The 19016-nt window shown below is 73.8% G+C and carries 16 protein-coding genes; 7 read left to right on the plus strand and 9 right to left on the minus strand.

Annotation, left to right across the window (positions count from 1 at the left end; all coding sequences use genetic code 11):
- Positions 1–29: 29 nt before the first annotated feature.
- A complete protein-coding gene (locus SNOUR_RS22855; protein WP_067358653.1) occupies positions 30–1151 on the plus strand; it encodes an ADP-ribosylglycohydrolase family protein in 1122 nt (373 codons plus the stop codon).
- A 16-nt stretch (positions 1152–1167) separates the two neighbouring features.
- On the opposite strand, the gene SNOUR_RS22860 is transcribed toward SNOUR_RS22855, so the two are convergent.
- From SNOUR_RS22860 to SNOUR_RS22875, 4 genes are all read right to left on the minus strand, one after another.
- Positions 1168–2691 (minus strand): sodium:solute symporter family protein, encoded by a 1524-nt coding sequence (locus SNOUR_RS22860; protein ID WP_067350176.1) that lies wholly within the window; start codon positions 2689–2691, stop codon positions 1168–1170.
- Positions 2692–2994: 303 nt separating this feature from the next.
- Positions 2995–3780: an SDR family oxidoreductase gene (locus SNOUR_RS22865; protein ID WP_067350179.1), complete on the minus strand. Its 786-nt coding sequence runs from the start codon at positions 3778–3780 to the stop codon at positions 2995–2997.
- A 129-nt stretch (positions 3781–3909) separates the two neighbouring features.
- Complete coding sequence (locus SNOUR_RS22870) at positions 3910–4515, minus strand: DUF2690 domain-containing protein (protein WP_067350182.1); 606 nt, start codon at positions 4513–4515, stop codon at positions 3910–3912.
- Positions 4516–4660: 145 nt separating this feature from the next.
- Positions 4661–5884: an aminotransferase-like domain-containing protein gene (locus SNOUR_RS22875; protein ID WP_067350184.1), complete on the minus strand. Its 1224-nt coding sequence runs from the start codon at positions 5882–5884 to the stop codon at positions 4661–4663.
- A 174-nt stretch (positions 5885–6058) separates the two neighbouring features.
- Here SNOUR_RS22875 and SNOUR_RS22880 point away from each other — a divergent pair, with 174 nt between their 5' ends.
- On the plus strand, positions 6059–6973 hold the full coding sequence (locus SNOUR_RS22880; RefSeq protein ID WP_079142831.1) for a hypothetical protein: 915 nt from the start codon (positions 6059–6061) through the stop codon (positions 6971–6973).
- Between the two features lie 148 nt (positions 6974–7121).
- On the opposite strand, the gene SNOUR_RS22885 is transcribed toward SNOUR_RS22880, so the two are convergent.
- The 3 genes from SNOUR_RS22885 to SNOUR_RS22895 form a co-directional block, all read right to left on the minus strand.
- A complete protein-coding gene (locus SNOUR_RS22885; RefSeq protein WP_067350187.1) occupies positions 7122–7328 on the minus strand; it encodes a DUF397 domain-containing protein in 207 nt (68 codons plus the stop codon).
- 208 nt (positions 7329–7536) lie between these two features.
- Complete coding sequence (locus SNOUR_RS22890; RefSeq protein ID WP_067350190.1) at positions 7537–8403, minus strand: helix-turn-helix domain-containing protein; 867 nt, start codon at positions 8401–8403, stop codon at positions 7537–7539.
- Positions 8404–8705: 302 nt separating this feature from the next.
- Entirely contained in the window at positions 8706–9470 is a 765-nt protein-coding gene (locus tag SNOUR_RS22895; RefSeq protein WP_067350192.1) for a GOLPH3/VPS74 family protein, read from the minus strand.
- Positions 9471–9732: 262 nt separating this feature from the next.
- Here SNOUR_RS22895 and SNOUR_RS22900 point away from each other — a divergent pair, with 262 nt between their 5' ends.
- Both SNOUR_RS22900 and SNOUR_RS22905 read left to right on the plus strand, forming a co-directional pair.
- Positions 9733–12483, plus strand: a complete 2751-nt coding sequence (locus SNOUR_RS22900; RefSeq protein ID WP_067350195.1) for a D-alanyl-D-alanine carboxypeptidase family protein — start codon at positions 9733–9735, stop codon at positions 12481–12483.
- Between the two features lie 297 nt (positions 12484–12780).
- Positions 12781–14226 (plus strand): glycosyltransferase family 39 protein, encoded by a 1446-nt coding sequence (locus SNOUR_RS22905; protein ID WP_312633319.1) that lies wholly within the window; start codon positions 12781–12783, stop codon positions 14224–14226.
- A 60-nt stretch (positions 14227–14286) separates the two neighbouring features.
- On the opposite strand, the gene SNOUR_RS22910 is transcribed toward SNOUR_RS22905, so the two are convergent.
- Positions 14287–15129 (minus strand): ArsR/SmtB family transcription factor, encoded by an 843-nt coding sequence (locus SNOUR_RS22910; protein WP_079142832.1) that lies wholly within the window; start codon positions 15127–15129, stop codon positions 14287–14289.
- Between the two features lie 63 nt (positions 15130–15192).
- On the opposite strand from SNOUR_RS22910, the gene SNOUR_RS22915 reads away from it, so the two are divergent.
- Positions 15193–16215 (plus strand): isocitrate lyase/PEP mutase family protein, encoded by a 1023-nt coding sequence (locus tag SNOUR_RS22915; protein WP_079142833.1) that lies wholly within the window; start codon positions 15193–15195, stop codon positions 16213–16215.
- A gap of 119 nt (positions 16216–16334) precedes the next feature.
- Here the strand turns inward: SNOUR_RS22915 and SNOUR_RS22920 are convergent, their stop codons facing one another.
- Positions 16335–16619: a hypothetical protein gene (locus SNOUR_RS22920; RefSeq protein WP_067350201.1), complete on the minus strand. Its 285-nt coding sequence runs from the start codon at positions 16617–16619 to the stop codon at positions 16335–16337.
- A gap of 338 nt (positions 16620–16957) precedes the next feature.
- Between SNOUR_RS22920 and SNOUR_RS22925 the strand changes: the two genes are divergently transcribed.
- The gene (locus tag SNOUR_RS22925) at positions 16958–17731 is read left to right on the plus strand and encodes a hypothetical protein (RefSeq protein ID WP_174717892.1); all 774 of its coding nucleotides are present in this window, start codon (positions 16958–16960) and stop codon (positions 17729–17731) included.
- Positions 17728–19011, plus strand: coding sequence for a sensor histidine kinase (locus SNOUR_RS22930; protein ID WP_067350203.1), 1284 nt, complete (start codon positions 17728–17730; stop codon positions 19009–19011). The genes SNOUR_RS22925 and SNOUR_RS22930 overlap by 4 nt, the downstream gene beginning before the upstream one ends.
- Positions 19012–19016: the final 5 nt, after the last annotated feature.

Here is a 19016-nt window from a genome sequence, read left to right on the forward strand (position 1 = left end):
GTCGAGGCCGAGCGGAGCGAGGTGTGGACATGAGCGCAGCGGCAGGCGGCGCCGCCATCTGGGGCCGCGCCGAACAGCAGGACTACCGCAGCCGGGTGCGCGGCTGTCTGCTGGGCGGCGCGATCGGCGACGCGCTCGGCGCGGCCGTCGAGTTCGACTCGCTGGACGCGATCCGCGAGGCGCACGGCCAGGACGGCGTGACCACCCTGGTGCCCGCCTTCGGGCGCCGCGGCGCGGTCACCGACGACACCCAGATGACGCTCTTCACCGTGGACGGCCTGATCCGCGCCCAGGTCCGCCGCGACACCGGCGCCTGGCACCCGCCCACCGACCTGCACCGCGCCTACCTCCGCTGGGCCGCCACCCAGCGCGACTGGGGCCCCGACGAGCGCAAGGAGGAGGACGGCTGGCTCGCCCGCGAGGAGTGGCTCTACGCCCGCCGGGCCCCCGGCCGGGCCTGCCTGAGCGGCCTCGGCGACGAGGTGATGGGCACCCTCGACCAGCCGAAGAACCCGGACTCCAAGGGCTGCGGCGCGGTGATGCGCTCCGCGCCGTTCGGCCTGCTCGTCGGCTGGGAGCCGCAACTGGTCTTCCAGCTCGCCGTCGAATGCGCCGCGCAGACCCACGGCCACCCCACCGGCTACCTCGCGGCCGGCGCGTTCGCCGTGATCAGCCATGCCCTGGCGCGCGGCGAGGACCTCGACGGCGCCGTGCAGAAGTCCCTGGCCCACCTGGCCACCCGCCCCGACCACGAGGAGACCACCGACGCCCTCAAGCGCGCGCTGGGCGCCGTCCGGCAGGGCATGCCGACGGCCGCCCGGGTCGAGTCGCTGGGCGAGGGCTGGACCGCCGAGGAGGCCCTGTCCATCGGCGTGTACTGCGCCCTGGTCGCCGAGGACGTCCGGCACGGCCTGCTGCTCGCCGTCAACCACGGTGGCGACAGCGACTCCACCGGCTCCATCTGCGGCAACCTCCTGGGCACCCTGCACGGCGAGACCGCGCTCCCCCCGGACTGGCTGGTGGAAGTGGAGGGCCGCCCCACCATCCTCCAACTCGCCGACGACTTCGCCATGGAGATGACCCAGGGTCCCACTCTCCACGGGCCCGCGGGCTCCGCCCCCGGTTGGCTGGCCCGCTACCCGCGCGCCTGAGGGGCGGCCCCGCCCGTCACCGCCCGCCCGGCACCGCCGTCTCCCGGGCCGCCCCCGCCCCCTCGTCCCCGCCGTTGATCCGGGCCAGCAGCGCGTCCCGCTCGGCGCTCGGCTCCGGCCGCACCAGACCGAGTACGCAGAACAGCACCAGCGAGGTCGCCACCGGCGCGACGATCTGGATCTGCAGCGGGACGTCGGCCAGCCCGTAGTCGGTCAGCCAGAAGGCGAACAGGCCGGCCGCCCAGGACACCAGCGCCGCCACCGGCCCCGACCTGCGGAACGCCGGCACCATCCCCAGCAGGAACGGGATGGACACCGGTCCGACCAGCCCGGCCACCCACGTGATGACGACGGTGATGATGCCCTTGAACGCCGGCGAGTCCACCTGCGTGGCGAGCGCCATCGACAGCGCCAGGAAACACACCGTCGACAGCCGCGCCGCCAGCAACCCGGCCCGATGCGACCACCCCCGGGCCCGGGCCGACACGGCCGGCGCGATGTCCCGGGTGAAGACCGCGGCGACGGCATTGGCGTCCGAGGAGCACATGGCCATCGTGTGCGAGAAGAACCCGACCACGACGAGCCCCAACAGGCCGTGCGGCAACAGTCGTCCGGCCAGCAGCGCATAGGCGTCCGAGGCGTCCGGCCGCCCGCTCGTCACCAGGAGCGGCGCCGCCCACATCGGGAAGAAGAGGACGGCCGGCCAGACCAGCCACAGCCCCGCCGACAGCAGCGCCGACCGGCGCGCCGACCGGGCGTCGCGGGTGGCCATGTAGCGCTGGGCCTGGTTCCACATCCCGCCGCTGTACTCGAAGGTCTTGATGAAGAGGTAGGCCAGCAGGAAGGTCAGGGTGTACGGGCCGGCGGTCGGCTGGGCGTGCCCGTCCGGCAGGCGGTCCCAGACCGTCCACAGCCCGCTGGCGCCGCCCAGCGCACGCACCACCGTCACCAGCATGGCGACCCCGGCCAGCAGCTGGATGACGAACTGCCCGAGCTCGGTCAGGGCGTCCGCCCACAGCCCGCCGACCGTGCAGTAGACACCGGTGATCGCCCCCGTGACGAGGATGCCCCGGTCGAGCGGGATTCCGGTGAACACCGACAACAGGGTCGCGATCGCCGCCCACTTGGCCCCCACGTCCACGATCTTCAGCAGCACGCCCGACCAGGCCAGCGCCTGCTGCGTGCGCAGGTCGTAGCGGCTCTTGAGGTACTCCAGCGGCGAGGCGACCCCGAGCCGGGACCGCAGGCGGTTGAGCCGGCCGGCGAACAGGCGGGCCCCGATGGCGATCCCGACGGCGATCGGGAAGGACCAGGTGACGTAGGAGGTGACGCCGTACTGGTAGGCGATGCCCGCGTAACCGGTGAACATCACCGCGCTGTAGCCGGACATGTGGTGCGAGATGCCGGACAGCCACCACGGCATCCGGCCCCCGGCGGTGAAGAAGTCGCCGACGTCCGCGACCCGCCGGTGCGACCACACCCCGATCGCGACCATCACACCGAAGTAGCCGATGAGCACGCCCCAGTCGAGACTGTTCATGCCCCCTCCAGGGGTCCGCCTTGTGAACGCTCCGGATGTGGAATCACTTCGCCGTGATGCGGTCCTGCGGTGCCAAGTACCCGCTCGGCAACGGGAAACTCCCGGGATTGAACCGTCCGGCGCGCACACCGGTCAAGAGTCATGACGGTCATGCATATGAACGCAGGTCAGTGGGAGGAACTTCGACCCGAGCTCTTCCCGTTCCCGCGGAGGGTGTGGGGCGGCGCGGCGGACAAGCGGAAACGGCCGTACGGGTACGGGACCCGTACGGCCGGTGCGGCGGACCGTGCTGCCGCTCGCCCGCTACCGCATCAGCTCGCCCGCGTTCACCAGCAGCGACTGCCCCGTGATGGCCCGCGCCCGGTCCGAGGCGAGGAAGACCGCCGCCTCCGCCACGTCCGCGTCCGTCGCCAGCTCCGGCAGCGCCATCCGCCCGGTGAGCCGCCCCAGCACCTCGGCCTCCGGCACCCCCTCGGTCCGCGCCGTGTGCCGGACGTACCCGGCCACCGGCGGGCCCCACATCCAGCCCGGCTGCACGGTGTTGACCCGGATCCGGTCCGGTCCCAGCTCCCGCGCCAGCGAGTACATCGCCGACACCAGCCCGCCCTTGGACGCCGCGTACGCCGCCTGCCGCACCTGCGAGGGCGCGGCCACCGACGACTGGGTGCCGATCATCACCACCGAGCCGCCGCCGCGCGCCGTCATCGCCGGCAGACAGGCACGGGTCATCCGCAGCGTGCCGAAGAGATTGACGTCCACCACCCGCTGCCAGGCGTCGAAGTCCGCGTCCCGCAGGCCGCCGAAGTGGCCGTCCAGCGCGGCGACATGGATCACCGCGTCGATCCCGCCGAACCGCTCCACGGCCAGCCCGGCCAGCGCCGCGCACTGCGCCTCGTCGGCGATGTCGGTCACCCGCCAGGCCGTCCGGTCGCCCGAGGTGTCGATCCGGCCCGCCGTCGCCGCGAGGTTCGCCTCGGTGCGCGCACCGAGCACCACCCGCGCGCCGTCCCGTACGCAGGCCGCCGCGACCTGGTGCCCCAGCCCGGCGCCGACGCCGGAGACGATGACGGTCTTGTCGCGCAGCAGCATGCGGCACCCTCCTGCCGTCCGGACCGACCGACATCTGACGCAACGTCAGATCGGTGGTGGGTGGTCAGGGTAGGCGCGGCCGACGAGGAGGGGAAGGCCGGCGCACACAGGGGTGGCCGGCCCCGCGCCTCACTCCCAGGGCGACGCCTCGGTCGCCTCGAAGCAGTACTTGACCCACGAGCGCGAGCGGTTGGGGCTGGTCGTGGGCACCGCGCAGAACCGCACCCGGAAGGCGTCGCCCACCGACGCCATCGGCGTGAACACGTCGTGGTGGGAGGCGATGAAGGCGCTGTGGGACGCACCGCCCGTCACGCTCACCGTCACCGAGTCCCCGACCGTCCCCGCCACGATCCGCGCCCAGACGGCACCGCACCGCCTGCTGTACCGCAGGTGCAGGCGGACCGGGTTGCCCACCGCCGGCTCGAAGGTCGCCGCCTCCACCCCGCACCCGGTGGACTGCGGGTCCTTGCCCTCGCAGCCCGCTCCCGGGCAACGGGGCGGCGGGTCCTGGTAGAGCTTGGGCAGCTGGTCGACGGCGAACGTGGCGAGCGCGCCCACGACGGAGGTCGCCACGCCCACCACCAGGGCGTGCCGGGCGTGCGCGCGCAGCCAGCGCCCGGCGCCGCGCAGCCGCCAGCCGACGTCGCGCAGCCGGGCCCGCAGCCGCCGGGGGAGAGAGGGGGACGGGGGAGTCGGGGGATCCGCCGGATCCCGCACATCGGGGCCACTGGTCATCCGGCCTCCTGGGAGGTCCTTGGTCCATATGCCCGCGGGGCGCGCCCCGCGGGCATATGCCGTGGACCTTCCAGTGTCCGGCAGCGCCGGGCCCGAGGGAAGCGGAATTTCCGCCGCCGACAGGCCCGTTGGGCAGCCGCCCGGCTTACGCGGCCCGCCGCGCCGCCGCGATCCCCGCACGCAGCCGCTGCAGCCCCTCGCCGATCTCCGCCGGCCCGTGGGTCACGAACGACAGTCGGATCGCCGCCGGGTCCGGCCGCCCGGCGAAGAACGGCGCCCCCGGCACGTACGCCACGTCATGCCGCACCACCTCCGCCAGCAGCGCGGTCGCGTCGTACCCCGCCGGCAGCGTCGCCCACACGAACATCCCGCCCGCCGGGCGGTTCCAGCGCGAGCCCTCGGGGAGCGCCGCGGGCAGCCCGGCCAGCAGGGCGTCCCGCCGCTCCCGATAGGCGCCGCGGACCCGCGCCAGGTGCGCGTCCAGGTCCGAGGCCGCCAGGTACCGCGCGGCGGCGGCCTGATCGACGGTCGAGGTGTGCAGATCGGCGGCCTGCTTGGCGACGACACAGGCCCGCCGCAACCCGGCCGGCGCCCGCAGCGTGCCCAGCCGCAGCCCCGGCGCCATCACCTTGGAGAACGAGCCCAGCAGCACCGTCCGGTCCTCGGCCCCCGGGAACGACGCGACCCAGCGCTGCGGCTCCCCCTCGAAGCGCAGCTCGCCGTACGGGTCGTCCTCGGCGATCCACAGCCCGCGCCGGGCGGCGACCTCTGCGACCGCGGCCCGCCGCTCCGCGCTCAGCGTGCGCCCGGTGGGGTTCTGGAACGTCGGGATGACGTAGAGCAGTTTGGGGTTCTCGCGGGCGGCGACCTCGTCCAGCGCCGCCGGGTCCAGCCCCTCGTCGTCGGTCGGCACCGCCACCACCCGGGCGCCCGCGAGGGAGAAGATCTGCAGCGCCGCCAGATAGCAGGGGTCCTCGACCAGCACCACGTCGCCCGGCTCCAACAGCGCCGTGGCCAGCAGCGTCAGCCCCTGCTGGGAGCCGGTGGTGATCAGCAGGTCGTCGGCGTCGGTGGCCAGCCCGCGGGCCGTGGTGCGCGCCGCGACGGCCGCCCGCAGCGCCGGATCGCCCTCGCTGGTGGAGTACTGCAGGACCCGCTGCGGCGCCTGCGCCAGCACGTCCCGGAAGGCCGCGGATATCCCCTCGGCGTCGAAGAGTTCGGGCGCCGGCAGCCCACCGGCGAACGAGATCACCTCGGGCCGGGCGGTCAGCGCCAGGATGTCGCGTACGGGCGAGCTGCCGGTCCGGGCCGCCCGCGCGGCGAGCTCGGGGACGGGTGCGGAGACAAGGGGCGGGGCCTGGTCCGACATGGCAGCTCCAATCGCTCGTACGCTGCGTTAACCATCGTTAGCTGCAGACGCCAGGCAGCTTAGACACTTTTCGGCCAACCGTGCAGGGGTGTTCGCATACTGGTCCGCCCTTCCGGGATCCGCCCCGTCCCCACCCCTCCACATCTGACGCAACGTCAGCTAGAGCTGTCCGTCATGACGACCGACGCGCCCCACCCCGAGCGGGAGGCCGCACCCCCGCACGCCACCGCCGCCACCCCCACCGCCGCCACCCCCACCGCCGACGAACTCGCCGCCTACGCCGCCCTGCCCGCCACCGGCCCCTACGGCGTCCGCCCCGGCCACGCGCTGATCACCATGGTCGAGCCGCATCCCGGCCACGAGCACGCCTACAACCGCTGGTACGAGGACGACCACTTCATCGCCGGCGCGATGGCCATGCCCTGGATCTTCGCCGGCCGCCGCTGGGTCGCCACCCGGGACCTGCAACTCCTGCGCTACCCCGAGCACTCCGCGGTGGCCAGGCCGGTCACCGCCGGCTGCTACCTCTCCACCTATTGGCTCACCGAAGGTCGTTACGACGTCCACATGAGGTGGACCGTCGCCATCAACCGGCGCCTGAACCGCGACGGCCGGGTCCACCAGGACCGCACGCACGTCTTCACCGCCTTCCAGGACCACGCGGCGACCGTCTACCGCGACGGCGCGGCCGGCCCCCGGGACTTCCACGCGCTCGACCACCCCTACGCCGGGCTGGTCCTGGAGGTGATCGACACGGACGGCCCGGAGGCGCGCACCGCCCTGCTGGAGTGGCTGCGCTCCCACCATCTGCCGCGGCGCCTGGCCGGCTCCCCCGCGGCGCTGGTCACCGTCTTCCGCCCGACGCCGCTGCCCGGCGACCGGATGTCCTACGTCCAGCAGGTCGAGGGCGTCGACACCCGGCTGACCCTGCTGTGGTTCCTGGAGGAGGACCCGCGCCGCGCCTGGGCGGCGCATTTCACCGACCTGACGGCCGAGGTCGCCGCCGCCGGCCTGGGCCGCGTCGAGCTGGTGGCCCCCTTCATCCCGACCATCCCCGGTACGGATCGCTACGTAGCCGAACTCCGCTGAGCGGCGCAGCCGATGACCGCCCGCGGCGGTCCCCGGCATCCGTCGTCGCGCGGACATGGCCGAGCCCCCTCGGCCGGGACGGCGATCCAGTCGAGAGGGCTCGTATCCGCGCTGGTGTCACACGGACGGTAGTCGGTGACGCCTCAGGTCAGGCAAGGTCGAACGCGCCCGTGGCGATGTCCGACACGAAGCTGCTCCAGGAGGAGTTGTCGAAGGTCAGGCGCGCGCCCTCGGGGTCCTTGGAGTCGCGCACAGCGATGGCCGCGGTGGTCGGCGCGGCGATCTCCACGCAGGCGTTGGCGCCGGAGTACGAGGACTTGGTCCAGGAGAACGCGGAATTGGGCTTAACGGCCATTGTGACTTCACCTTACTCTGAGTTACCGCGGATTCGGTGAGAACGACGCTACGCGCCAACATCACTGGCCGCAGAGGGTCGTTCACTCGTCCGAATGGCGTATTCCGCGATCTCTTTTCAGGCGCGGTGGCCCAGGTGTACCGTGCGGCCCCGTTCACCGGAATTCAACATTCCGCACCGTCCGCACCGGCATCCCGAGCTCTCGCCCTCAACTCACGGCGTCCGCATGCCGTTTCGCGGCCTCGGCGATGAACTCCCGGCTCGCTTCCGCGCTCAGTGCCTGCGCCCGCAGATGCTCGTACATGATGGTGTATTTGTGCACATCGTTGGTTTTCTCCAGATAGAGATCGCTGGTGACCCCCTCGATGTAGACCACGCTGGAATCCGCGGCGTCGTCGAATTCCAGGATCGAGAACGTCCCCGACATCCCGGCGTGCGCACCGGCGCCATAGGGCAACACCTGCACCGTCACATGCGGCAGCTTGCTCAGCTCGGCGAGGTGCTCCAACTGCTCGCGCATGATCAGGTGGCTGCCGACCACCCGGCGCAGTGCGCTCTCGTCCAGCACGACCCACAGACGCAGCGGGCGCTCCCCGTCCTGGACCCGCTCCTGGCGCCGCATCCGCACCTGGATGCGCTTGTCCAGGTCCTCCGACGCCAGCTCCGGGATCGTGCCGGGAATCACCGCCTCGGCGTAGCCGGGCGTCTGGAGCAGACCGGGCACCAGCAGGGATTCGTACGTCCGCAGCGACGCGGCCTCGGTCTCCAGACCGATGTAGACGCTGTACGGAATGTCACCGAAGGCGTGCCACCAGCCTTGCTGGCGCGAATCCTTGGCCATCTGCATCAGCGAATCCACTATCCGGCGGTCCTCGACCTCGTAGACCCCGCACAGGTCGCGGACGTCGCGCTGGCTGATGCTGCGGCGGCCGTTCTCCAGTCGGCTGATCTTCGACTGGGAGACCAGCAGCCGCTCGGCCACCTGCTCCGCCGTCAGGCCCTTGTCCTCCCGGAGCCTGCGCAGCTCCTGGCCCAATCGACGGCGCCTGACGGTCGGGTTGACGTTGGACGCCACGGTACGCGCACCTCCGGCTCCGCACTGCTGTCATTTCTTCTTGAGCAGACTGCCACTTTCCGTGGACACCGCGCAGTCAAATGAACACAGAAGGCGAGCGCACATGCGCACGGGGTGGCGGGCCGCGCCGTCGTCCGAACGGCTCGGCCCGCCACCCCGCGCCTCTTACTGCGGCTCCCGAACGGGTCCGGGAAGGGGTGGTGCGTGGCGCCGGCGGGTGCACCCGGATGTTGCGGGGCGCGGCCCTGGTGGTGCGGTGGTGCGCGACGGCATCCGGTCCGCGTGTCGCGGCGCCGGTGGCCTCAGTGGGCGCCGACCCTGGCCATGCTGCCGTGCCCGTGTCGCCGCGACTGGCCGGGTACGCCGGCCGCGTCGGTCGTCGAACGGGCCGTCTTGCGGGCGCCCGGGCCGTTGCCCGGTGCCGAGCCCCGCCGCGGCTGCGCCGCGACGCCGTTCTGCACATCCATGACGGCGTGTGCGACCAGCCCGCCCATCGGGTCGTGGCGGATCAGATCCCGGAGCCGGGAGCGCGATGAACGCCCCTCGTTCCCGGGGTAGAGGTGCTTGCCGAGGCCGACCGCGTGGGCCAGCGCGGCGAGCGCCGCGGTCCGCGGGTCCGGTGGGACGCCGGTGCGGATCGCGTTGTCGAGCCGGGCCCTGATCTCCCGGCTGATCGCCGTCTCCGTCGCCTGGTAGCGCGTCGTCGGCAGTACCCCGCACATCTGGCCGGCCACGGCATGCACCATGCCGCACCGTTCGAGATGGGTGAGATACGTCTGGCGCAGCCCCAGTCGGGGCCCGCCGATCCAGTGGACCGCGCGCACCGGACTGCCGCGACGGCGCAGCAGTTCGAGCGCGGAGTCCAGAGTCGGATCTCCTGTCGGCCGTGCCATCACCACGGCGATACGATCCCCGTCTGGGGCTATCCGTCCTGCCAGGGCCAGCTCTACTAGCTGGGCCCCGGCCAGGCCGAGGTCGAGCGACTGCGGCTGCGCTGTGGTGCCCGTGGCCGGGTCCAAAGCCAGCAGCAGAAGCTCCTCCGGAATTGTTCTGCGGCTCCTGCCCATCCAAGCCTCCCCGCGTGGATGAATGACAGGGTGACCCCTCTCACATTCATCTGTCGAGGGTGCCTGGGGGGTTCGGTAGGGAACCGGTAGGTATGTCGTTCTCGTCTAGCGGGTCGGCGACGTCTTCCGAGAGGCGCGGCCGGGACCGGTTCGCGTGGCAGTGGGAAGCGGCAGTTCGGACACAGGACACTTGGGAACACTGGTTCCGTTCGGTACCAGCTGGCACCAGGCAGGGCAGTGCGACGTAGTGAAGGAGACATCGGTGGCGGGCGAGTCCCCCGACAAGTCGGACAAGAAGTCGGGCAAGGAGCAGTCGTCGGGGGAGACGGCGCGCACCGAACGGGACCCGCGGCTGGCGGTCCTCCGCGAGGAGCGGGGGGAACGGGACGGCGCGGGGGAGTCCGGTAAGAACTCCGGCGAGGACTCCGGGAAGAGTTCGGTGAAGAGCTCCGGGAAGGGCTCCGAGAAGGCTTCCGAGGAGAGTTCCGCGGAGGGTTCCGAGAAGGACTCCGCGGAGGATGCCGGGAAGGGTTCCGAGAAGGGTGCCCAGGGGGCGTCGAAGGAGGCTTCCGGCGAGCAGGTGCCCGGTGAGGCCGACGGGGCCAAGGTCGCGAAGGAGCCCGTGAAGGCGCCTGAGGCGGCCCAGGAGGCCACGAAGGGCATTGCCGAGGGTCAAGGGCAGGCCAAGGACGGTGAAGGCCGTCTGCGGGCCGGTGCGCCGGCGGACGCGAAGGCCGGGGCGGCCGACGAGGCGAAGACCGCGGTGAAGGAGTCCGGGAAGGGCTCCGAGGAGGGTTCCGGGAAGGACTCGTCGACTGCGGGCGCCTCCGACGTCGACGGCGCTTCCGGTGTCGACGCCGCCTCCGACGCTGACGGCGCCTCCGACGACAAGGCCGTCGATCAGGCGACTGCCGTCTTCAAGACGGTCACGCCGAAGACGGCCGAGGCGAAGAAGGCCGACACGAAGAAGGGCGAGGCGAAGAAGGCCGAGGCCGCGAAGGACGACGCGGAGAAGGGCGCGGGCGCCGAGGAGGCGCCGGCCGATGACGCGACGCGGGTGTTTGCCGTAGCGAAGGCCAAGAAGCCGGCGGAGTCCGGCAAGGGGTCCGCGGAGGGTCCCGTCGACCAGGCCACCGCCGTCTTCAAGCTCGGCAAGGACGCCGGCAAGGGCGCCGCTGCCAAGGGGGCCGACGCCGAGGCGAAGGACGTTGCCAAGGGCAAGGACGCGGCGAAGGACGCCGCCGAGGGCGTTGCCGACGCCGATGAGCGGGACGCCGAGCGGACCAGCCAGTTCGTGGCGCTGAAGTCGGCGGACGACGGCTCGGCGGGGCGGTCGATCGGCAAGACCGCTCCCAAGGCCCCGCTGGGCAAGCCCGGCAGCACCCCGGGCACGGACCCGAAGGACCAGGACCAGAAGAAGGGGCCGGCGAAGGACGGGGGAGCGGCGGACGGCGCCGCCAAGGGCGAGGCGCCGGGCGGTGCGCCGACGAAGGCCCCCGGGAAGGCCCCGGGGAAGGCTTCCGAAAAGGCCGTTGAGAAGGCTCCCGAGAAGGCCGCCGAGAAGGCCGCGGGCAAGGCGCCCGGTGCGATGCCGGCCGCCGCGCCGGCCGCGTCCGACCGGAAGCCCGACGCCGGTGCCCCCGACGCGCCCGGCACGTCCGCGGCCGAGGTCGAATCCGAGCGGACCCGTCAGCAGCCGCTGCCGCCGCTCGACCTGCTGGCGAAGCTCACCAACACCCCGCCGCCGCCCGAGACCACGCTGCGCGCCGTCGTCCGGCGGTTCAAGATCTGGACGCCGCTGGCGGTGCTGCTGGTGATCGTCTTCGCGGTCGTCCAGGCGGTGCGGCCGCTGCCCGGCCCGACGCTGACCGTGGGCGACGCCAAGTCGTCGTACACCTTCGAGGGCGGCCAGCTCTCCATCCCGTGGCCCGCGAAGGGGCAGGCGGCGGTGAAGGTCGTCGGTTCCGGCTCCCTGGGGACGTTCGGCGAGGAGAAGCCCGTTCCGACCGCGAGCGTCGCCAAGATCATGACGGCCTATGTGATCCTCCGGGACCATCCCCTGAAGGACAAGAACGACAAGGGCCCGCAGATCGAGGTCGACGCCAAGACGGTGGAGCAGGGCACCTCCGAGAGCGAGTCGCGCATCAAGGGGCTCACGGCGGGTCAGAAGTTCAGCGAGCAGGACATGCTCAAGATGCTGATGATCCCGTCCGGCAACAACATCGCCCGGTTGCTGGCCCGTTGGGACAGCCAGTCCGGCTCCGAGGCGGCGTTCGTCAAGAAGATGAACGACGCCGCCAAGGAACTCGGCATGACGAACACGACCTACACCGACCCCAGCGGCCTGGACCCCAAGACCGTCAGCACCGCGGTCGACCAGCTCAAGCTGGCCGAGGCGGTCATGAAGTTCGACGCCTTCCGGCCGATAGTCGCCCTGCCCAACGCCGACATCCCGGGTCTGCCGGAGCGGATCAACAACAACAACGACCGTCTGATCGTGGCCGGGCTGAGCGTCAAGGGCATCAAGACCGGTTCCAGCTCGGCGGCCGGCGGCACGCTGTCGTGGGCGGCGTACAAGACGGTGGACGGCAAGGACCGGCTGATCCTGGGCACGATGATGGACCAGCACTTCAACGGTCTGGACCCCAACGGCTCCAACAGCCTGACGATGGTTCAGGACAACAGCAAGAAGGTGATCGAGGCGGTGCGCAACGCCCTGACCTCGGCCACCGCGGTGAAGAAGGGCCAGGTCGTCGGCTATGTGGACGACGGCCTGGGCGGTCAGACCCCGGTCGTGGCCACCAAGGACCTGACGGCGATCGGCGTCCCCGGCCAGAAGGTGGGGCTGCAGGTCGGCGCCGGCGGCAAGACCGTCCCGCACCAGGCCAAGGCCGGAACCGTGGTCGGCGAGCTGATCGTCGGCACCGGGGCGGAGGCCCAGCGGGTGCCGGTGGCCCTCCAGAAGGACCTGGTCGAACCCTCCTTCGGGGCGAAGCTGACGCGACTGGGCTGAGATGACGGCATGACGGCCGGACCGCCGGGAGGATGGCTAGCATCCCTCCGGCGGTCCGGCCGTTTCGCCTGTTCGCCCGGCGGCCGTCCGGCCGCGCTGCCCCCGAGGTGACCGGAGCCCGCCATCGACGCGTCGCAAGCGCCGCAGCCGCACCAGCCGTCGCAGCCGCACCCGGCAACCCGGGCACTACCGTCCTCCGCCGGAGCCGGGGCGGCCCTCGCGTTCCCGCCGCACCCCTCCGCTGCCGCCGGGTTCCTCGCCGCCGCCCGCCCGGCACGGGCCGCGCGGAGCGCGGTGGTGCTGGGGCCCGCGGGGCTGATGCTGTTCCTGGGCGCGTGGGGGATCCGCCGCCAGGACGCCGTCTGGCGGGACGAGGCGGTCACCTACGACATGGCGCACCGCAGCCTGCCCGACCTGGGGGCGACGCTGCTGCACGTCGACTGCGTGCACGGCCTGTACTACGCGCTGATGCACTGCTGGTTCGCCGTCTACGACGTCGCCCTCGGCGACGCCCTCGGCGCGGTGATCGGCCTGCGACTGCCGTCCGTCGTGGCCATGACCGCAGCCGCGGCCGGGGTGGCCCTGCTGGGGCAGCGCCTGGTCGGCCGGCGCGCCGGGCTGTGCGCGGGGCTGACCTTCGCGCTGATCCCGGTCGTCCAGCAGTACGCGCAGGAGGGCCGCTCGTACGCGGCGGTCTGCGCGCTGGTCGTCTGGGCGTCGTACCTGCTGGTCCTGGCCGTGTCCCGGCCGTGCCGCGCGCGGTGGCTGGGCTACACCGGGCTGATGCTGTGCGCCTGTCTGCTGCACGAGTTCGCGGCACTGGCACTGCCCGCGCACGGCGCCGCCGTGGTCCTGGCCCGGCTGCCCCGCCGCGACCGGCGGTCCTGGACGTGTGCGGCCGGCGCCGTCCTCGTGCTGCTCGCCCCCGTCGCCGTCTTCAGCACCCGCCAGTCGGCGCAGATCAGCTGGCTCATGTGGCCGGACCCGGTGCAACTCCTCACCTTCGCCCTGCTCGCCGCGCTCGGCGCGCTCTGCGCCCGCGTCCCGGTGCGCGCCCGCGGCCCGATCGGCCTGCGTGCCCTCGGCCTCCCGCTGCTGCTCCTCCCCACGGCCCTGCTGCTGCTCCTGTCGAACGTCGAGCCCGCCTACGTGGACCGCTACGTCCTCTACTACGTCGTCGGCTTCGCGCTGCTCGCCGGCGCCGCGCTGGCCCGACTGCTGCGGCCGGCCGGCGCGGCGGGCGGGACCCGCGGCCGGCGGCTGCGGTGGCCGGCCGCGGTGGCGCTGGCGCTGGTCGCGCTGCTGCCCGTGGACGTCCACCTGCGCAGCCCGGACAGCCGGGACGACGACGTGACCGCGATCGCGCAGGCCGTCCGCCGGATGTCCGAGCCGGGCGACGGGCTGCTCTTCACGCCGTCCCGCCGCCGGATCTGGCGCGCGACCCGGCCGCACGACTTCCGGGGACTGCGCGATCTGGCCCTGGAGCGGAGTCCGGTGGCGTCCCACAGCCTCTACGGGACGGAGGTGTCGGGCGACGAGATCCGCGACCGGATGCTGACCAGTCGTCGGATCGTGGTCGCCGGCGATCCGCCCGGGCAGCCGCTCGACACCAGCGACCAGGAGCTGGCCAAACGGGCCACGCTGCGCTCGGCGTTCGCGGTCTGCCGCAGCGCGGCGGTGCCCGGGGCGCGGATCACCCTGTACGCGCGGGTGAGCCACCCCGGGGGCGGGGACCGCTGCTGAGCCCGCGGGCCCGACAGCGCCGCCGGGCCCCGGCCGGCTCGGCCGCGGGAGCTGCCGCCGTCACACCAGCCCCGCCGCCTCCTCGTCGAGCCCCAGCAGCTCCCGCAGCGCGGTCGTGCCCTCCGGGGTGAGGCGGACCGCCCGCCCGGTCCCGATCCGGCGGATCCAGCGCCGCTCCAGCAGTCGTTCGCACAGCCGCGCGCCGGCCGTGCCGGCGAGGTGCGCACGGCGCTCGGTCCAGTCCAGGCAGCCCCGGGCCTGCGGGCGACGGCCGGCGCGCAGTGCGTCGGCCGGGATCCCCAGCGCGCCCTCGAACCACTCCCGGCCGGTGTCGGTGAGTACGAAACCGCCGTCCTGGTCCAGCAGGCCGCGCACGGTCATGGCGTCGGTGAGGGCGACGCCGAGCCGCCCGGCCAGGTGGTCGTAACAGGTGCGGCCGCGGGCCAGCGCCGCGGACGCGGTGGCCGCCCGCAGCCCGCGCGGTGCCGTTGCCGGCGGGTCGAGGTGGGCGGTCACCGATTCCAGCAGTTCGGCGACGCGCGGCCCGGCGAGCTGGACGTAGCGGTGCCGGCCCTGCCGCCGCTCGACGAGCAGCCCGCCGTCGATCAGCCGGGACAGGTGCTCGCTGGCCGTCGAGGGCGCCACCCGCGCGTAGGCGGCGAGTTCGCCGGCCGTCCAGGCCCGCCCGTCGAGCAGCGCCAGGCAGAACGCGGCCCGGGTGCGGTCCGCCAGCAGCGCGGCCAACCGGGACAGCTCATGGCTGTGGTCGGGGGCCGCCGGGGGGCCCGGCCGCGCCGACGCCGTCCCGGCTGCCGCCCGCCGCCCGGGGGCCCACCCCCGGGGCTCCGCCCGTTCCGGTGCGGCGGCCGGTGTCCGTTCCGATGTCCGCTTCGGCGACGTCATGGTTCCATTGTCCGCCGCGACACTTCGGCCACCACCGATACGTCATCGCCCTACGGTGCCCGCATGACCAGTGACCCGCGCCAGCACGGGGACGGCACGCCGCGGCCGACCCCGCACCCCGCCGCCTCCCGCACCCCGGACGACGGCGCCCGCGCCGCCTCTGCCGCCTGCCAGGCATTCCGGGCCCTGCACCACGCCCCCGGCCGTCCGCTGCTGCTCCCCAACGCCTGGGACAGCGCCTCGGCCGTCGCCCTCGCCAACGCCGGACACCCCGCGATCGGCACCACGAGCCTGGGCGTCGCCGCCGCGCACGGCTACCCGGACGGCGAGGGCCGCCCCGAGGTCCGGGCCGCCACCCTCGCCCTGGCGCGCCGGCTCGCGGGCCGGCTGCCCTGCCCGTACACCGTCGACATCGAGGGCGGATTCGGCGGCGGGCCCGGCCAGGTCGCCGACCTGGCGGCCGAGTTGGCGCGCCACGGCGCGGCGGGGATCAACCTGGAGGACGGGCGGCCCGGCGGCGGAGGGCTGCAGGACCCCGCCCGCCAGGCCGAGTTGATCGCGGCGGTGAAGGAGCGCACCCCGGACCTCTTCGTCAACGCCCGGATCGACACCCACTGGCTGGTGGACAGCCCGCCGCCGCTGTCGGAGGCGCTCGCCCGCGCGGAGGTCTATGCCGCCGCAGGGGCGGACGGCGTCTTCGTCCCGGGCGTCACCGCCGACGCGGACATCGCGGTGCTCGTCCGCGCCGTCGCCGCACCGCTCAACGTCCTCTTCGCGCCCGGCCGGCACACCGTCCGCCAACTGGCCGACCTCGGTGTGCGCCGCATCAGCACCGGCTCGCTGCTATTCCGTACGGCCCTGGGGGCGGCCTGCGCGGCGGCGGACGCGATCCGGGCCGGCGCGGCGTCAGGGGGTGGCGCGGCGTCAGGGGGTGGCGCGGCGGAGTCGCCGGCGGACGGCGGCGGTGCGTCGCCCGGTTACGGCGTCGACGGGGGGCCGGTGTACGGGGAGGTCCCGGCCTACGGGGAGGTGCAGCACCTGGCCGGGGGAGGAGGCGACCGGTCCGTCGGCGACGACGGGGCCTAGGCGGCCGGGGCCGGGCGCCGGGGCTCGGGCCGGTACCGGCGCCGGCGTCGTGCCGACGGCCGGTGCGCGGTCAGTGCGGCCGGTGTGGCCGATGCGGGGTCAGTGCGCCCAGTGCGGGGTCAGTGCGCCCGCTCCGCCGACACCTGCCGGCGGCGCTGCAGCGCGACGCCCACGCCGACCGCGCCCAGCGCGGCGGCGCCACCGATGAGGTCCGCCTTCGGCAGGTGCCCGGCCTTCTCCGCGAGTCCGGCCAGCCCCTCGTCGGGGAGGATGATCGACGTCCGGCTCTCCGTCGGGGCCTTGATGTCGGCGGCGAACGCGGCGCCCGAGGGGAGCAGCATGACGGCCAGCGCACCGGTCGCGACGGTGGCGGAACGGATCACGGAGCGGTGCTGACCACGCATGGGGACTCCTCGACGGGGGCAGCCGGCGGCTGCCCGGGGATGCGGTACGTGAGAGCACGCTACGGAGGGTCGATAACGGTGATCCGTAGGTTGTGTAACAGCCAGCCCCACCTCTCCGGACAGTCGTGTGACGGAGCCGCCGGATCGGCCGCACGGACCGGCCGCACGGACCGGCCGCACGGGTGTGTCGCTCCCGCCCGCCGCCCGGGTCACCGTCCCGGCCGGGCCCGCTCCGGCCACCGTCCGGCCCGCCACCCGGCCCAACCGTCCGTGCGCACCGCCGGAACGGCCGTCCCGAAGATTCCCGGGCCCTTCACCTTGGGTAGCTTGGTCAGGCTATGTCCCTATTTCGCCTCGACGTTCGCCCCGTCGTTCGCCCCGCTTCGCGTCCCGCGCTCCGCCCCGCGGGACGCGCGCCGGCCGCCCGCCCCCGCACCCCGGCGCCCGTCCCGCGCGCCCTCGCCGCGCCGCTCGCGCTGACCCTCGCGCTCCTCCCCTCGGCCCTCCTCGCCGGATGCGCCAGCCCCGAGGGCCTCAAGGACGAGGGCCGGGCCCGCCGGGTGAACGCGCCGCTGGCCCTCTGGCCGCGGTACTCGCCCGCCCCGCTGCGCGAGAACGAGAACCCGGCTGTCCTCAAGCCGCTCCCCACCCTCCCCCGCATCCCCAGCGGCACCATGGCCGACGCCGACCCGCTGGCCGTCCTCGATGCGGACTTCACCTCCTCCGGCGGCACCCCGCCCCGCCCCGCCTCGGTGCGCCGCCCGGAGCTGCACGACCTCACCGACGACGGCAAGCCCGACCTGATCGCCGTCGTCGACCTCGACCGCCGCACCAGCGAGCTGCGCGTCTACACCGTCCGGCACGCCGTGGTCACCCGGATCCTCGCCCTGCGCGGCGTACTGGCCGGCGTCGCGCTCGCGGCCGGTCACCTCGCGATCCGCGAACCGACCAAGGACCCGCGCTACGTCAGCGTCACCGACTACGTCTGGGACGGCCGCTCCATGGGCCTGTGGGACCTCACCCTCGACGTGGCCCGCAAGAGCCGGCCCTCCTCGCCGGCCCCCGCGCCGCCCCCCGCCCCCGCCGTCGGCCTCACCGGGAATCCCCCGTGAGGCGCCCCCGCCCCGCCGTCTCGCTGCGCTGGAAGATCTCGCTGACCGTGACGGCGGTGTGCTGCGCGGTCGCCGCCGTCCTCGGCGTGCTCGTCCACAACGCGGTGGCCCGCCAGACCGTCGGACAGGTCCGCAAGGAGACCCGCGCCGACCTCGACACCGCCCTGGACCTCTTCGAGTACGGCACCTCGCGCGAAGGCATCAACTCCGTCCTCGATCCGCCCGAACTCCCCGATGCGCTACGGCAGTCGGTGCGCAAGGGGCGGCGCGGCAGCATGGTCGGCAGCTATCGCGGACGGCCCGTCATGTGGGCGGCGGCGCCCGCCGACGACCAGATCATGGCCGTCTGGTCGCCCTACGGGAACACCCGCTGGACCCTGGACAAGTTCGACACCGCGATCTGGGGCTCGGCCGTGCTCGCCGCCGCGGCCGTCGCGGCGGCCGGCCTCTTCCTGGCCCGGCACATCAGCCGCCGGCTGACCACCACAGCGGCCGTCGCCCGCCGGATCAGCGCCGGGGACCTGGACGCCCGGGTCGGCGAAACCGCGGGTCGAAGCCCACGCGGCGGGCGCGCGGCACAGGACGAGCTGGCCGCCGTGGCGGCCGCCCTGGACTCCATGGCCGCCACCCTCCAGAGCCGCCTCCAGGCCGAGCAGCGCTTCACCGCCGACGTGGCCCACGAACTGCGCACCCCGCTCACCGGCATCCTCGCCTCCGCCGCCCTCCTCCCGGAGGGCCGCCCCAAGGAGATGATCAACGACCGGCTGCGCGCCCTGCACCGGCTCACCGAGGATCTGCTGGAGATCTCCCGACTGGATTCCGGCATCGAGCACGCCGACCTCGCCGCCTGTGAACTGGGCCCGCTGGTGCTGCGCTCCGTACGCGCCACCGGCCTCGACGCCGACGTGCGGATCCGCGCCGACACGGTCGTCGAGACCGACCGGCGCCGCCTGGACCGCATCCTCGCCAACCTCGTCCTCAACGCCCACCGGCACGGCCGGCCGCCGGTCACCGTCACCGTCGACGCCCCGCCCGGCGGCACCCCCACCATCGAGGTCCGTGACCACGGTCCCGGCTATTCCGCCGAACTGCTCCACCACGGCCCGCAGCGCTTCCGCACCGACGCCCCCGGCCGGGGCAGGGGGCACGGCCTCGGCCTGACCATCGCCGTCGGACAGGCCGCCGTCCTCGGCGCCGACCTGCACTTCGGCAACGCCCCCGACGGCGGCGCCCGCGCCGTCCTGACCTTTCCGCCCCAGCCCCCGCCGGGCACCCCGTAGCCGTG

The sequence above is a fragment of the Streptomyces noursei ATCC 11455 genome (genome assembly GCF_001704275.1).
Lineage (GTDB): Bacteria > Actinomycetota > Actinomycetes > Streptomycetales > Streptomycetaceae > Streptomyces > Streptomyces noursei.

Coding starts and splice junctions, on each gene's coding strand:
- SNOUR_RS22915 (WP_079142833.1), top strand. CDS start 15,193: ATGACCAGTGACCCGCGCCAGCACGGGGACGGCACGCCGCGGCCGACC.
- SNOUR_RS22910 (WP_079142832.1), bottom strand. CDS start 15,129: ATGACGTCGCCGAAGCGGACATCGGAACGGACACCGGCCGCCGCACCG.
- SNOUR_RS22875 (WP_067350184.1), bottom strand. CDS start 5,884: ATGTCGGACCAGGCCCCGCCCCTTGTCTCCGCACCCGTCCCCGAGCTC.
- SNOUR_RS22920 (WP_067350201.1), bottom strand. CDS start 16,619: ATGCGTGGTCAGCACCGCTCCGTGATCCGTTCCGCCACCGTCGCGACC.
- SNOUR_RS22880 (WP_079142831.1), top strand. CDS start 6,059: ATGACGACCGACGCGCCCCACCCCGAGCGGGAGGCCGCACCCCCGCAC.
- SNOUR_RS22870 (WP_067350182.1), bottom strand. CDS start 4,515: ATGACCAGTGGCCCCGATGTGCGGGATCCGGCGGATCCCCCGACTCCC.
- SNOUR_RS22855 (WP_067358653.1), top strand. CDS start 30: ATGAGCGCAGCGGCAGGCGGCGCCGCCATCTGGGGCCGCGCCGAACAG.
- SNOUR_RS22885 (WP_067350187.1), bottom strand. CDS start 7,328: ATGGCCGTTAAGCCCAATTCCGCGTTCTCCTGGACCAAGTCCTCGTAC.
- SNOUR_RS22895 (WP_067350192.1), bottom strand. CDS start 9,470: ATGGGCAGGAGCCGCAGAACAATTCCGGAGGAGCTTCTGCTGCTGGCT.
- SNOUR_RS22925 (WP_174717892.1), top strand. CDS start 16,958: ATGTCCCTATTTCGCCTCGACGTTCGCCCCGTCGTTCGCCCCGCTTCG.
- SNOUR_RS22865 (WP_067350179.1), bottom strand. CDS start 3,780: ATGCTGCTGCGCGACAAGACCGTCATCGTCTCCGGCGTCGGCGCCGGG.
- SNOUR_RS22860 (WP_067350176.1), bottom strand. CDS start 2,691: ATGAACAGTCTCGACTGGGGCGTGCTCATCGGCTACTTCGGTGTGATG.